The organism is Ideonella lacteola, assembly GCF_038066555.1.
Classification (GTDB): Bacteria; Pseudomonadota; Gammaproteobacteria; order Burkholderiales; family Burkholderiaceae_C; genus Ideonella; species Ideonella lacteola.
Genome location: NZ_JBBUTG010000025.1, coordinates 26185 through 40589, shown reverse-complemented (window position 1 = coordinate 40589; position 14405 = coordinate 26185). Strand labels below are relative to the sequence as shown.

The 14405-nt window shown below is 68.6% G+C and carries 12 protein-coding genes; 2 read left to right on the top strand and 10 right to left on the bottom strand.

Features of this window, described 5'->3' with window-relative positions; genetic code table 11:
• The first annotated feature begins 57 nt into the window (after positions 1-57).
• A complete protein-coding gene (locus AACH06_RS25115; protein ID WP_341428547.1) occupies positions 58-2334 on the top strand; it encodes a putative bifunctional diguanylate cyclase/phosphodiesterase in 2277 nt (758 codons plus the stop codon).
• A 96-nt stretch (positions 2335-2430) separates the two neighbouring features.
• Here the strand turns inward: AACH06_RS25115 and AACH06_RS25110 are convergent, their stop codons facing one another.
• From AACH06_RS25110 to AACH06_RS25095, 4 genes are read right to left on the bottom strand one after another with little or no spacing between them, the layout of a single operon-like run.
• A complete protein-coding gene (locus AACH06_RS25110; RefSeq protein WP_341428546.1) occupies positions 2431-2841 on the bottom strand; it encodes a GlcG/HbpS family heme-binding protein in 411 nt (136 codons plus the stop codon).
• 57 nt (positions 2842-2898) lie between these two features.
• Complete coding sequence (locus AACH06_RS25105) at positions 2899-4140, bottom strand: FAD-dependent oxidoreductase (RefSeq protein WP_341428545.1); 1242 nt, start codon at positions 4138-4140, stop codon at positions 2899-2901.
• On the bottom strand, positions 4137-4985 hold the full coding sequence (locus tag AACH06_RS25100) for an alpha/beta fold hydrolase (protein ID WP_341428544.1): 849 nt from the start codon (positions 4983-4985) through the stop codon (positions 4137-4139). Before AACH06_RS25100 ends, AACH06_RS25105 begins: the two co-directional genes overlap by 4 nt.
• Before the next feature lie 20 nt (positions 4986-5005).
• Complete coding sequence (locus tag AACH06_RS25095; RefSeq protein ID WP_341428543.1) at positions 5006-5722, bottom strand: TetR/AcrR family transcriptional regulator; 717 nt, start codon at positions 5720-5722, stop codon at positions 5006-5008.
• A gap of 118 nt (positions 5723-5840) precedes the next feature.
• On the opposite strand from AACH06_RS25095, the gene AACH06_RS25090 reads away from it, so the two are divergent.
• Positions 5841-6536 carry a hypothetical protein gene (locus tag AACH06_RS25090; protein WP_341428542.1) on the top strand — a complete coding sequence of 232 codons (696 nt, stop codon included), beginning with the start codon at positions 5841-5843 and terminating at the stop codon, positions 6534-6536.
• Between the two features lie 8 nt (positions 6537-6544).
• Here AACH06_RS25090 and AACH06_RS25085 read toward each other — a convergent pair whose 3' ends face one another.
• The 6 genes from AACH06_RS25085 to AACH06_RS25060 form a co-directional block, all read right to left on the bottom strand.
• Positions 6545-7345 (bottom strand): ParA family protein, encoded by an 801-nt coding sequence (locus AACH06_RS25085; RefSeq protein ID WP_341428541.1) that lies wholly within the window; start codon positions 7343-7345, stop codon positions 6545-6547.
• Positions 7346-7448: 103 nt separating this feature from the next.
• Positions 7449-7904 carry a universal stress protein gene (locus AACH06_RS25080; RefSeq protein WP_341428540.1) on the bottom strand — a complete coding sequence of 152 codons (456 nt, stop codon included), beginning with the start codon at positions 7902-7904 and terminating at the stop codon, positions 7449-7451.
• Positions 7905-8105: 201 nt separating this feature from the next.
• A complete protein-coding gene (locus AACH06_RS25075) occupies positions 8106-8867 on the bottom strand; it encodes a TetR/AcrR family transcriptional regulator (protein WP_341428539.1) in 762 nt (253 codons plus the stop codon).
• Positions 8868-8870: 3 nt separating this feature from the next.
• A complete protein-coding gene (locus AACH06_RS25070; RefSeq protein ID WP_341428538.1) occupies positions 8871-10154 on the bottom strand; it encodes an aspartate aminotransferase family protein in 1284 nt (427 codons plus the stop codon).
• Between the two features lie 182 nt (positions 10155-10336).
• Positions 10337-12268, bottom strand: a complete 1932-nt coding sequence (locus AACH06_RS25065) for a serine hydrolase (RefSeq protein ID WP_341428537.1) — start codon at positions 12266-12268, stop codon at positions 10337-10339.
• Between the two features lie 90 nt (positions 12269-12358).
• Positions 12359-14350 (bottom strand): serine hydrolase, encoded by a 1992-nt coding sequence (locus tag AACH06_RS25060; RefSeq protein ID WP_341428536.1) that lies wholly within the window; start codon positions 14348-14350, stop codon positions 12359-12361.
• Between the last annotated feature and the right edge of the window lie 55 nt (positions 14351-14405).

Genomic DNA, 14405 nt, shown 5'->3' with positions numbered 1-14405 from the left:
GGTGCGGCCGATAGAGATCGAGCGGCCGGGCGTGACCCGACGCTGTCGTTGTGAGACATGGGTTATCCCTTCCTGATCAACTCGCTGGTCAACCTCATCGTTGGCTTGGCGCTCGTACTCGCATGGCGACGCCACCGGGAGCAGCTGTTCCTTCGCTCGCTCGGCCTGGCCACGCTCGTGCAGGTGCTCGTGCCCCCCTCGTTCCTGTGGTGGCAGAACGCCCACGGCCCGAGCGCGTGGCTCGCGGGCGCGCTGCTGGTGGGCGCCGTGACCGGCGCCTTGCTGCTGCTCGCCTCGGGTGCGGCCGGGCTGGCGGGCCGGCCGCTGTCGCGCCATCGCCTGCTGGGCCTGGGCGTGCTGCTGGTGGTCGTCTACACCATCTCGCTGCCGTTGCAGCCCCGTTTCGGCCAGGCGATCTCGGGCCTGCTGAATCTGGCGGTGGGCCTCGTGGCGGCACGCTGGCTGTGGGCGCAGAGGGGCGCCGAACGGCTCAGCGCGGCCATGCTGGTGGGCCTGGGCCTGAACCAGTTCTGGTTCGTGGCCCTGGGCGAGGCCGGCCTGCCGATGCAGGCGAGCCTGGGCACGGTGCTGCGGGTGGGGATGGGGTTCAGCCTGCTGTATGCGGCCTTGCGCCGCAGCGGCGAAGCGGCGCAGCGCCTGCGCGACCAATACCTGCGCATGACGGAGAAGTCGCACTTCGGCGTCATCGTTGTCCAGGACGACCACGTGCCCTATGCCAACAAGGCGGCGCGAACGATCTACAACCACCCCGAGCCGAAACCGTTTCCCTTGCCCTGGCGCAGCCGTTTCGTCAGCGAGGCCGACAAGCAGCGTTCACTCTCGCGGCATCAATCAATCGTCAACGGCGAGGTCGAGCAGGCCCAATGGGAAGGCCCGCGCACCCGGCATGATGGTTTGCCGATGTACCTGCGCTTCGCCTCGTGGCGCATCGAGTGGGACGGCCGGCCCGCCGAACAGGTGGTGGTCATCGACGACACCGACCACCACGCCGCGGCGGCCGCCTTGCTGCGCCAGGCCACCGAAGACGCTCTCACGGGCCTGCCCAACCGAAGTGCGCTGCTGAGCCGGCTGGCCGGCCTGTGCGAGCAGGGGCAGCCCTTCGGCCTGTTGCTGATGGATGTCGACCGCTTCAAGCTCTTCAACGAAGCGCACGGCCCTTCGGTGGGCGACGACGTGCTGCGCGCGCTGGCCAGGGCGCTGCAGGAGGCCGCGCCGCCACCGGCCGAGGTGATGCGCCTGGGCGAAGACGAATTCGCGTTGCTGTGGCCGGCCGCCGGGGAGGGCGGTGCCGAATCAGCGTCGATGGCGGTGGCTGGCCAGGTGCGTGAGCGCCTGCAGCGTCCGCTGGAACTGCCCGATCACCGGTTCTTCGTCGACATGTCGATCGGCCTGGCGCTGCATCCCGAGTCGGGCCGTGCGCCTGAAGCGTTGCTTCGGGCCGCCCAGGCCGCCATGCATGAAGCCAAGCGCGTGCCGGGCCTGTCGGTGCGGCTGGCCGACGCGGGCTATGTGCGTGGCTCGGGTGCGTCGCTGCAGGCCGAACAGGCCCTGCGCGCGGGCTTGCACAACGAAGAGTTTTTGCTGGTGTTCCAGCCCAAGGTGGCGGCCGACGATGGCCGCCTGACAGGCTTCGAGGCGCTGGTGCGCTGGCAGCGGCCTGGCGTGGGCATCGTCAGCCCGGCAGACTTCATCCCCGCGGCCGAGCGCACGGGCTTGATCGGTGCACTGGGTGCGCTGATCCTGGACAAGGCGTGCGCCCAGATTGCCGCGTGGCTGGCGGCCGACGAGCCGGTGGTGCCGGTGGCGGTGAATGTGTCACCCCTGCAGTTGCTCGACCCGGATTTCGCCGGCCTCGTGGCAAGGAGCATGGCGCTGCACCGCGTGCCGCCGCAGTTCCTGACGATCGAGATCACCGAGACGGCGGCGGCCACCCACCTGGACCAGGCCCGCGAGCGCATCGGCGAGTTCCGCGCGCTGGGCCTGCATGTGGCGCTGGACGACTTCGGTGCCGGTGTGTCGTCGCTGAACATCCTGCGCAGCCTGCCATTGCAGACCGTCAAGATCGACCGCCTGCTGATCGATCCGATGCCGGCCGCGGATGCCCAGGCGGTGGTGCGTGCGGTGTGCCAATTGGCGCGAGCGCTGCAGCTGAAGGTGGTGGCCGAGGGCGTGGAGACGGCCCCGCAGGCCGAGGCCGCGCGCGACGTGGGCTGCGACGAGTTCCAGGGCTACTTCTTCAGCCGGCCGTTGCCGGCCGCCGACGCCGTCGCCTGGCTGCGCCGCTCGCGCCTCGCAGCGCCCGTGCCCGATTGACCGCCGCGCCGGCACCGCAGGCCGTCGCAACCCGGTGAACGGCCATGAAAAAAGGGCACCGACGGTGCCCTTGAGGTATCTCGATCGAGCGAAGCCTCAGACCGGCGTGACGGCCGCCACCCCGGCGCGTGCGATCTGCGCGTCTTCGTTCGACTTGACGCCGCTGACGCCCACCGCACCGAGGATGTGGTGGTGCAAGGTGATGGGAACGGCGCCTTCCAGCATGCCGTCGAGCTTCGGGGCACTCAGGAACGCGACGCGGCCCTGGTTGATCATCTCTTCATAGTGGCGCGATTCGCGCTTGCCCAGGGCGGACGTGCGGGCCTTGGCGATGGCCATCTCGGCGCTCAACGCCGGTGCGCCATCCAGCCGGAAATAGCCCAGCAGGTGGCCGCCGTCGTCGACCACGGCGATCGACACCGCCCAGTGGTGCGTCCAGGCTTCGGCGCGTGCGGCCTCGAGAATCTTCTGCACGTCCGCGTGTTCGAGATAAGGTTTCTGTTGCATGACGAATGGGTGTGGGGGGGTGATGACGAGCGAAGCCCGAAAGTATCGCCAATCGAATCAGCTCTCCGTGCTGGGACCGCGCATCAAAGCTGAATCAATTTGTTGCAGCGGTAAAGCAGGGAACGTGCCGGCGGGCAGCCCGAGGGTTCCACTTAGCAGCCGGCGCGACAGGCTGCGCATGCCCGGCGTGCGGCTGGCCGGGGTGAATACCAGGTCGCGCATCCGGGCCAGCAGATCGGCGCGCGACTGGAACAGCGGCGTCAGCCCATGGCTGGCCCAGCGGTACCACCGCACGTGGCGCTGGCGCTGGGCGGCAAACCTGGGCAATTGCTGCAGATCCAGCCGGGGCCCCAGGGCGTCTGCCAGCACCATGGCATCCAGCAGCGCCATGTTCACCCCCTGGCCCAGCTGTGGGCTCATGCCGTGGGCGGCATCGCCGATCCACACCGCCCGGCCGTGGTGCCAGCGCGGCAGGTTCACGGCCCGGTAGGTGGCGTGGGCCAGCGGCCGGGGTGCGTGAGCGCGCAGTTGGCGGGCGGCCTCCGGCCAGAGCGGGGCGAGCGCCTCGGCCACGGTGTGCGAGCTGGCATCGGCCGGTGGTGCCTGGTCGGCTGGCATGCTCCAGTACAGGCACAGCATCTCGGGCAGGTCGGGCCGGTGCCGGCCCACCGGCAGCAGGCCAGCCATCTGGCGCGCCAGGCGATAGCGCTGGTTCAGCTCGTGGGGTGTCGACCAGCCTTCGGCGGGCACCAGGCACCACCAGGCTCCCCAGGGGTATGGCGTGGCGGGCCGGGGGCCGAACTGCTGCTCGCGCAGCGATGAGCGTGAACCATCGGCGACAACGATCAGGTCGAACGGCCCATGCTCGCGGCCACGGTGATCGTGCAGCCGCCCGGCGTCGGGCTCCAACCGGGTGATGGTGCTGCCGGGCTCCCAGCGCACCGTGGCGGGCTGGTGGCGGTGCAGCAGCTCGAACAGCGCGCCCCGCTGCAGGCCCAGGCCTTGCCGCTGCGGGTCGGCGTGGTCGTAGCGCATGTCCATCACCAGCCGGCCGCGGTGGTTGTGGCCCAGCAGGCATTCGACCCGCGCGCCGAGGGCCTGCGCCTCGGCCAGCAGGCCCCAACGGGCCAACACCGCCTGCCCGGTCGGTTGCAGCAGAAAGCCCGCGCCGGCGGGGCCCGGTTCGGCGGCTTGCTCGAAGAGGGTGATCTCGGCGTCTGGCACCTGCCGGCCCAGCGCGATGGCGGCGGCCTGCCCGGCCGTGCCCAGGCCGATGATCGCGATGCGGGGCGCCGTCACGCCAGGATGAACCGTCGCAGCGCGGCGAAGGCAGCCTCGGGTTCGTCGCGCCATGCGCCGTGGCCGCTGCCGGCGTAGACCTGCAGCTCGACCAGATGAGCGGGCAGCGCGGCGGCGATGTCCTCGCTGTCGGCCGGGGGGCACACCGGGTCCTGGGCGCCCGCCATCACCAGCACCGGGCACTGCGCCGCGGCGAGGCCGGGGCGAAGATCCATCGTGTGCATCTCGTGGACGATGAAGTGGCGCAGGATGTCCAGGCGGTAGCGGGCGCGTTGGCGGCCATCGGCGCTGGCCGGCGGCCGGGTGTTGTACAGCGGGTGCAGCTCGCGCAGGTACTGCTCGGTGTGGGCCTCGGTCGGGTTGAGCCAGAAGGTCTCGGCCAGTTGCCGGGCCGCGGGGCCGCCCAGGCGCTCGAAGACCGGCAGCTTGCGTTCCAGGTTGAAGGCCGGCGAGGTCGATGACAGCACCACTTTGGCGGGATGGCCCGGGTGGCGCGCCAGGTAGCGTTGCGCCACGAAGCCGCCGAACGACTGGCCGAGCACGATGGGTTTGACGATGCCCAGCGCGTCGCACAGCCGCACCACGTCGTCAGCCCAGGTGTCGAGCGTCCATTCGTCCACCGGTCTGGGGTCGCTGCGGCCATGGCCCCGGTGGTCGTAGGTGATGACCTGGGCGATGTCTGTCAGTGGCGAGAACGCGGGCTTGAAGCCCGTGTGATCGAAGCCCGGGCCGCCATGCAGCAGCAGCAGGGTGGGCTTCTCGCGCATCGTCGGCCCATCGGGCACGAGGCCGAAGCCATCGACGTCGACAAACAGGCGCACGCCGGGGGCGATCTCGATGCGCATGGGGGCTCCAGGTCAAGGGTTCAACGGCGGGCGGCCCCGGCGGGGGCCAGCACTGCGCCGGCCAAGAGCATATCCACCACCGCACGGGCGGCTTGCTCGATCGGCATCGGGATTGTCCCGGCCAGCATCCCGTCGACATGCAGCGACGCGAGGCCGTGGCAGATCGACCAGCCGGCCAGCGCCACCGTCTCGGGCGGGCCGCCCCCGACGAGGCCGGCTGCCTGCGCGTTGCGGACGGCCAGCAGCAGCACGCCGCGTGCACGTGCGCCTGCATCCATCAGGTCCGGATGGGCAGCCTTGTCGCATTCGGGGCCGAACATCAGCCGGTAGACCGAGGGGTGGGCGGCCGCAAAGTCCACATACGCCAAGCCCACGGCCCGCAGGGCCTGCAAGGCATCGGGCGCGGCCTGACGTGCGGCTTCGGTGTGGGCGGTGAGGCCATCGAAGCCCGCCGTCAGCACGGCGGCGAGCAGTGCTTCGCGGTCGGCGAAATGGCGGTACGGCGCGGCGACGCTGACGCCCGCCAGCCGGGCGGCATCTCTGAGCGTGAGTGCGGCCGGGCCGCCTTGCTCCACGAGGTGCATGGCGGCCTGCACCAGAGCGCGGGCCAGGTCGCCATGGTGGTAGCCGGCCTTCACCGACACGGTGGCGGGTGCGGCAGCGGGTGCGTCCCGCCCGGCCACCGAGGCCGACCGTCTCCGGGGGCGGGGCGGCGTGCCGGCAGATCGTGTCGTCATGTTGACGAAGATAACATTGTGGTTTATGTTATCAGCGTTAACTTAACCGACGGCTTCGCGCCTGGCGACGCCTGCTCCGCCCCGCGGCATGCGGGGCATTCGTCGCAACGGAGGCTTCATGAGTTCGACGGCACTTCATCCATCTTCGCCGGCGGCGGTGGCCACAGCCCAGGAGGCGGGCCTGGCGCAGGGCCGGGCCGCACCCGGCTTGTTGCTGATAGCGTGCTTACTGGTGCTCGTCACCTGTGGGGCCTACGTGATGGCCGGGCCGCAGGCGGCCATGCCGGCGGGCGCGTCGAGCCTGGATGCGGCCCGCGCCGCCACCGCCGGTGCTGGCGGCTGGATGTTGCTGGCCTGCTGGGCCGGCATCCCCGGAGATGCCTTGCTGACGGTGGCCAGCTTGATGCTGGCGCAACGTGCGGCGGCGCCGGGCTTGCGAGCAGGCTGGATCATGGTGGCGCTCGTGGGCGCCGTGTTCCTGGGGGTCGACACGATGGTCGGCCAGGTGCTGCCTCCTTTGGCCGCCGCCACGCAAGCCGAGGGGGCCTACCTCGCGGCGCGCACGCTGTTCGATGCGCTGTTCCACATGGGCACGTTCATCGGCGGCGTGGGCGCCTTGATGGTGGCCTGGTCGTCCGTCCAGCGTCCCCGCGTGTGGGGCACGTGGCTGGGGGGCTCGGGTCTGTTGGCGGTGCTGGCCGGCGCGGCCGGATTGCTCGGCTGGGGCTGGTGGCTGGCCACCGGGGCCGCGGTCACCATGATGGTGGCCGCACTGGCCGGTTGGGGCTGGGCCGGGTTTCGCTCAGCCCATTGATCCATCGCTCAGGCCGCGCGAGCGGCGCGCTTTCGGGTGGCCGGCTTGCTCAGCGCCGCGTGCAAGGCCACGAACTCTTGCGTCAGCTTGTGGCGGGCGTCCAGGTGGATCATCGGCAGCGAGCGCTCATGCGATTCTTTGACCTTCACGCTCGCGCCCAGGTAGGGCTCCAGCACCGGCAGGCCTTCATCCACCAGTTCCTGCACGGTGCGCTGCGGCAGGTTGGCGCGGGGCTGGAACTGGTTGACCACGATGCCTTCGATCTTCAGGCCCGGGTTGTGGTCGGCCTGGATCTCCTGCACGTTTTCCATCAGCGCATACAGCGCGCGGCGCGAAAAATCGTCGCAATCGAACGGGATCAGGCAGGCGTCTGCCGCAATCAGCGCCGAGCGGGTGTAGAAGTTCAGCGCCGGTGGCGTGTCGATCCAGATGGCGTCGTACTGGTCTTCGAGTGACGCCAGCGCATCGCGCAGCTTGTAGATCTTGTAGCGCGACTCGAGCTTGGAATGCAGTTCTTCCAGCGCAGGCTGCGAGGGCAGCAGGTGCAGGTGCTCGAATGGCGTCTCGACGATGTAGTCTTCCGGCGTCTTGGCGCGGACGCTGAACTTCAGTGTCTGGTCGAAGAAGTCGGCGGCCCCGTCTTCGATGCCTTCCGCCTCGGCGCCCAGCAGGTAGCGGGTGGAATTGCCCTGCGGATCGAGATCAACCACCAGCGTGCGCTGGCCGGAGTGGGCGCCAATGGCGGCCAGGTTGCAGGTGATGGTCGACTTTCCGACCCCGCCCTTCTGGTTGAACACGACGCGACGCATGGCAGGCTCCCAACGTTGGCAATGGACCTGGATTGTGCATCGCACCATCGTCCCATCACCAACGTTGATTCACGCTGCGTGGTGCAACGCAGCAGCCGCCGCCTCAGCCGGCGGACGCCGGCGCCCGCCAGACCATCACCGGCACCTCGCTGTGGGCGAGCACACGCTGGGTTTCGCTGCCCAGCAAGGTGCTGATCAGCCCGCGCCGGCCATGCGAGGCCATCAGGATCAGGTCGCATGACAGGCGCCTTGCGGCTTTGACAATGGCGTCGTGCGGGTGGTCACTCAGCTCGGCGACGGTGGCGCATTCGACGCGCGCCTCGTCGGCGATGCGCCGGATGAATTCGAGGTGGCGCTCCGCGTGGGCCTGGGCGTCCTGGGCGAAATGGTCGCGCGATTCATCGAGCGCGGCCGCCCGGTAGCTGAGCAGGTGGAACTCCGGCATGGCGTGCAGGCCGGTCACCCGGGCGCCATGCTGGCGCGCGAGTTCGATGCCGTTGAAGATGGCGATCTCGGACAACCGGGAACCGTCGGTCGGCAGCAGGATGTGCTTGAACATCATGTCACTCCGGTCAGAACAGCCGGGCACCGTGTGGGGCTCGACGCCCTTCTGATGTCCCTCCTGCCGACCGGCCCGGCCACGGGCGGCCTTCGAGTTGACGGGCACTGTGCCCGTCGTCAGGCCGAGACGAATGCGTTCGGCCTGCAGGGCACTATAGGCCGCTGTGTTGGGCGGCACAAGAACGTTTCGGGCCTGCGTTCAGCCCGCCCGCGCGGCAGCGAGGCGCGCTTCCAGGCCGGCGATGAAGATCTCGACGTAGGCGTCGAAGCCGCCGTCGAGCGGCTGCTGGGTGCCCGGCGTCCAACGCAGCACGAACGACCGATCGGCCATCCGGTGCAGGTGGCGCGCCAGCACCGGGTGCTGCATCGCGGGAATCTGGTGCACGCGCTGCTGCAGGTCGGCAGCCCAGCCCATCGGGTCTTCGGCGGGCAGAGGGGCCAGCTCGATCGTGGGGTAGCCGCACAAGGCGGCCACGACCGCGTTGTACAGGTCGACCAGCGGGCCATCGGGACAGCCGGCCTGTTGCAGCATGTGCAAGATGCCGTCAACCAGCGTGAGATCGAGGCTGGCGTTGGACAGCATCTGCGCACCCACCAACTGCGCCAGGTGTGGGTGGGTGCGCATCGCCTGGCGATAGCGCCGGAACAACTCGCGCAGCCACGCCTGCCAGTCCCCTTGGCGGGGCGGCGGCACGATGTCGCGCTGCGCCGCGGCGCACACCGCCGCCAGCAGCTCATTGCGGCTGCGAAAGTACCAGTACACGGCGGTGGGGTAGACACCCAGCGTGCGGGCCACATCGCGCAGGCTGAAACGTTCGACACCCCGCTCGGCGATCTGCGCGAGGGCTGCTTCGACGATGCGTTCGGCACTCAGCGGCGTCGCGCTCTTGGGCTTGGGCTTGGGTTCGTCCGTGGCCTGGCGTCGTGGTGCTTGCGTGGCGCTGGCGTCGGTACCTGGCATGGGTCAGGGCGTGGACAGGGTTTCAATGACACGGCCGGCAGCCTCGGCGAAGGCGTCGAGATCGGCATCGGTCAAGGGCAGCGACAGGCTGATGAATCCACGGCGGGCCAGGTAGAAACCTTGCTCCAGCATCAGGAAGAAGAACGAATCGCGCATGGCCTGGCCGTCGCTGGGCAGGTCGTCCACCCGCTCGATCGCGCGGGCCGTCGGGTGCAGGTTCATCAGCGAGCCCAGCCCGGTGAACTGCATCGCGGCGCCCTGCGCACGGCACAGCGCATTCAGCCGCTCGCGCAGCGCGTCGCCTCGCTGGTTCAGCGCGATGGCGGCTTCGGGGGTGTACACCTGCCCCAGGCCCGCGATACCGGCCGACATGGTCAGCACGTTGTTGTTGAAGGTGCCCGCGTGGGGCAGGTGCCCCGGGCGCCGGGGGTCGAACAGCTCCATCACCTCAGCCCGGCCGCCAAAGGCCCCGAACGACATGCCGCCGCCGATGTATTTGCCGAGCGTCGTCAGGTCTGGCGTGATGCCCCACCGGCCCTGCAGGCCCCCTGGCGACAGGCGAGAGGTCATCACCTCGTCGAAGATGAGCATGGCACCCACGGCGTGTGCCGCATCGCTCAGGCCGCGCAGGAAGGCCGGATCGGCGGGAATGCAGCCGCCCGAGCCCTGCATCGGCTCGACCAGGATCGCGGCCAGGTGGTTGGCGTTGTCGTCGATCAGCGCCCGCGCGCGGGCCAGATCGTTGTAGCGGCCGACGATGAACTCGTGCGGCACGTTGACCGCGGCGCCTCCGTTCGCAAAGGTGAGCACGCCCCCGTGGTAGCCCCCTTTGAACACCAAGACCCTGCGGCGCCCGGTGTGGGCGATGGCAACGGCCAGCGCCATCAGGTTGGCCTCGGTGCCCGAGTTGGTGAAGCGCAACCGCTGCATCGACGGCAAGCGGGCACTGATGAGGCCGGCCAGACGGCTTTCGAGCACGGTGTGGCCGGCGAGGTTGATCCCCTGGTCGAGCGCCGAATCGATGGCGGCGCGGATCACCGGGTGTGAATGGCCGTACAGGCCCGCGGTGAACTCGCCGAGGAAGTCGGTGTAGCCGTGCCCGTCAGCGTCCCACAGGCGGGCGCCTTGGCCCTTGACCATGGCCAGTGGAAAGGGCTCGTAGTAGAGAACCGATCGGGTATTGCCGCCCGGCAAATGCGCGCAGGCCGCCTCGTACTGGGCGGCGCTGGCCGGGTGGCGCGCCGCATAGGCGCTGCGCAAGGCGGCAAGGCGTTCGGTCAGATCCATGCGAGGCTCCTTCAGGTGGGCCGGCCAGGGCGCCGCACGGGTTGCCGTACGCGACGATGTCTGGCTACCAATGATTCATTGTACGGTGTACAGCGATCACGCGCTCCGCCAAAAGAAAGGCGCCCGGTCAAGCCGGGCGCCATCTACGTCGGAGGAGCAAGAACCATCGGATGGAGCGCAGGTCACCAGGTCTTCAGTGCTTCACGGACCTCGTCGCGCCACAGTTCGTTGGCGGCCGCGTCGTGGGCCTGGGTGTAGTCCACATCGGCAGGGCAGTTGGTGCCCGGCGTCTCGGTGTCTTCCCAGCAGGGCACCGGTGTGTCCGAGATCAGGTGGCCGAAGGCGTAGTCGCGGTAGGTCTGGAACCCTTGGGTGTAGACCGGCAGGCGAACGAGGCCGGTGCCTGAGCGCACGATGACCTTCTGCCCGCATCCGCCGTTGTCATCCGGCAGGCAGGTGTTGTATTTGCCGGTGTTGCCCCAGGTGCGCACCAGTGCGCCGAACGCAGCGGCCTGGGCCGTCTTGCCCTGTTTGGCCGCTTCCTCGTTGATGATCGCCTGCAGCGCGCCGGCCCCCAGCGTCGGGTTGGCCGATTCCAGGAACTCATCGCGCGCCGAATGGGCCGAGCCCAGCAGGCTCTGGTTCCACACGCCTTCGTACAGATGGGCGAGGTTTGCGGCGGTCGTGTCGTTGCGCAGCGAGGCGGGGTCGTAGCGGAAGGTGGTGGGGTTCCAGTAGGCGCAGCCGTCGTCGTGGCGCAAGGTGGTGCTGGTCATGCCGGACGCGGCAGCCGTGCTGTTCAGCGTCGAGAAGCTGCCGCCGTAGCGCAACAGCGTGCCCCGCGCTGCGCGGTTGTCGGAGATGGACATCATCTGGTCCAGCCCGGCTTCGAAACTGGCGGCCTGGCGTTCGTTGGCCGCCACCTCTTTGCTGGAGGTCGGGCAGATGTACGGGCCTCGGGTGGGGTCGTACTCGTAGTAGGTGAACGCCGAGTTCAACGTGTCCAGGCCCAGCTCGACCTGTTTCATCGCATGCAACAGATACAGGGCCTTCACCGAGCTGCCCGTCTCGGCGCGGCGAGCGCTGTTGAGGTCGACCTTGACGGCGCCATTGACCTGCTTGAGGTAGGACTCGAAGATGCCCTTGGTGGGGTTGCCGTTGGCATCGAGGAAGGTCTTGCCGAGCAGGTCTCGCATACGGCGGGTGGAGGCGTTGGCGTTGTCGATGAAGACGGCGTCATAGCGGCGTGCGCCGTTGCCGTCGACGTAGGTGGTGATGTCGATGGGGCGCGAGGCGACCTGCAGGCCGTAGTTGTTCAGGTCGGTCATCGAGGCGAAGCCGTACTGGTACCACCAGGCGGAGTTGTCGCTGCCGGTGTTCTTGACCTGGATGAAGTTGTAGGTGCCGTTGGACTGGCGCTCGAGCTTGACGATGCGGCCCTGGAAGGAGCTGACCTTGCTGGCGATGGAGGCCGGGGTCTGGTTGATCCACCACTGCCAGCTCTTGGCGTCGGCGCCGGTGTTGGCGACGAAGGCGGCGGTGTACTTCTTGACGCCCCCTTCGGTGTAGCTGTCCAGGTCGATCAGGCGGTGGCCGCTGGAGTTGATGTGGTCGGTGATCTGGGCGGAGCTGACGCCCATCAGGTAGCTCCAGGCGCGGGCGGCGCCGGCGGTGTTGGAGACCATGACGACGGCGAAGCGGATCTGGCCACCGCCGATGTCATAGGGCTCGAGCTCGATGAGGCGGCCGTTGTTGGCGTTGACATAGGAGGTGACCTGGGCGGCGGTCAGGCCGTAGTACCACCACCAGCCGGGCACGGCGTAGGCGCCGGAGTTCTTGACCATGCGCACGGTGAAGCGGGGCACGCCGCTGGTGACCGAGTAGACCTCGATCTCGGTCAGGCGGGCGCCGTTCTGGCTCAGGAAGGTGCCCACCTGGTCGGCGGTCACGTTCGTGTAGGTCCACCACGATGTCGGCAGGTTGACCGAGTGGTCGTCGGTGGAGGCGTTCACGTCCAGGGCCTCCAGGGCCTCCAGGGCCTCCATCCCGGCCTGTGCCGGGACGTGCAGCGCGAGGGCCGTGGCGGTGGCGAGGGTGGCGAGCAAGAGGTTCATGGCGTGTTCGCAACGAAAGTGAGAGCGGGTGAAAAGAAGCGCCCGGCGGGGCCGGGCGCTCGGTGGGCGTGAGAGGCAGACGCTGGCCGATTACCAGGTCTTCAGCGCCTCGCGGATCTCGTCGCGGTACAGCTCGTTGGCGGCGTTGCTGTAGGCGTTGGTGTAGTCCACGTCAGCCTGGCAGTTGGTGCCCGGGGTGTCGTAGTCTTCCCAGCACGGAACCGGCGTGTCCGAGATCAGGCGGCCGAACACGTAGTCGCGGTACGACAGCACGCCGTTGACCTTGATCGGCAACTGGATCAGGCCCGTGCCCGAACGCACGATCACCTGCTGGCCACAGCCGCCGTTCGAATCCGGCAGGCAGGTGCCGTAGCTGCCGCCCTTGCCCCAGCTCTTGATCAGCGAGCCGAACTGCGCGGCGATCGCCGACTTGCCTTGCTTGGCGGCCTCATCGTTGATGATGGCTTGCAGCGCGCTGCCGGCGCCGGTGCCCGGGTTGGCCGATTCCAGGAACTCGCTGCGCGCAGAGTTCTTGTTGGTCAGCAGCGTCTGGTTCCACACGCCTTCGTAGATGTGGGCCAGGTCGGCGGCGGTCGTGTCGTTGCGGCGGGTGGCCGGGTCGTACTTGCCGGTCGTGAAGTTCCAGTAGGCGCAACCGATGTTGTGGCGCAGCGTCGTGCCGGTCATGCCCGAGTTGGCGGCCGTCGTGTTGAACGGCGTGAAGGTGCCGCCGTAGCGCAGCACGGTGCCACGCGTGGTGCGGTTGTCGGAGATGCGCATCATCTCGTCCAGGCCCATCTCGAAGTTGTAGTTGGTGCGGCGGTTGGCGGTCGTCTCCTTCGAGGGATCCGGGCAGGCGTTGCTGCCGTCATCCGCGTCGTACTCGTAGTAGGTGAAGGCCGAGTTCAACGTGTCCAGGCCCAGTTCGACCTGCTTCATCGAGTGCAACAGGTGCAGCGACTTCAGCGAGCTGGCGGTCTCGGCGCGGCGAGCGCTGTTGAGGTCGACCTTGACGGCGCCGTTGACCTGCTTGAGGTAGGACTCGAAGATGCCCTTGGTGGGGTTGCCGTTGGCATCGAGGAAGGTCTTGCCGAGCAGGTCCCGCATGCGGCGGGTGGAGGCGTTGGCGTTGTCGATGAAGACGGCGTCATAGCGGCGTGTGCCGTTGCCGTCGACGTAGGTGGTGATGTCGATGGGGCGCGAGGCGACCTGCAGGCCGTAGTTGTTCAGGTCGGTCATCGAGGCGAAGCCGTACTGGTACCACCAGGCGGAGTTGTCGCTGCCGGTGTTCTTGACCTGGATGAAGTTGTAGGTGCCGTTGGACTGGCGCTCGAGCTTGACGATGCGGCCCTGGAAGGAGCTGACCTTGCTGGCGATGGAGGCCGGGGTCTGGTTGATCCACCACTGCCAGCTCTTGGCGTCGGCGCCGGTGTTGGCGACGAAGGCGGCGGTGTACTTCTTGACGCCCCCTTCGGTGTAGCTGTCCAGGTCGATCAGGCGGTGGCCGCTGGAGTTGATGTGGTCGGTGATCTGGGCGGAGCTGACGCCCATCAGGTAGCTCCAGGCGCGGGCGGCGCCGGCGGTGTTGGAGACCATGACGACGGCGAAGCGGATCTGGCCACCGCCGATGTCATAGGGCTCGACTTCGATGAGGCGGCCGTTGTTGGCGTTGACGTAGGAGGTGACCTGGGCGGCGGTCAGGCCGTAGTACCACCACCAGCCGGGCACGGCGTAGGCGCCCGAGTTCTTGACCATGCGCACGGTGAATCGGGGCACGCCGCTGGTGACCGAGTAGACCTCGATCTCGGTCAGGCGAGCGCCGTTCTGATTCAGGTAGGTGCCCACCTGGTCGGCGGTCACGTTCGTGTAGGTCCACCAGGCGGTCGGCGCGTTCGTCGAGTGGTCGTCGGTCAGCGCGTTCACGTCCAGCGATTCGGGCTGGATCAGCGCCTGGCCATCCACCGCCATCGCGTCGGCGGCTTCCTGGGCACGGGCGGTGCCGTGCGACATCATGCAGGCCGAGGCCGCGGCGATCGCGGCAACCAGCAGGGTGGGGCGGGGCTGTTCGAAGCGGGTTTTCATAGGTTTCTCCAGTGTTTTCGATGAAATGCAGTGAGGTTGCGTGTTGAGCCGATGT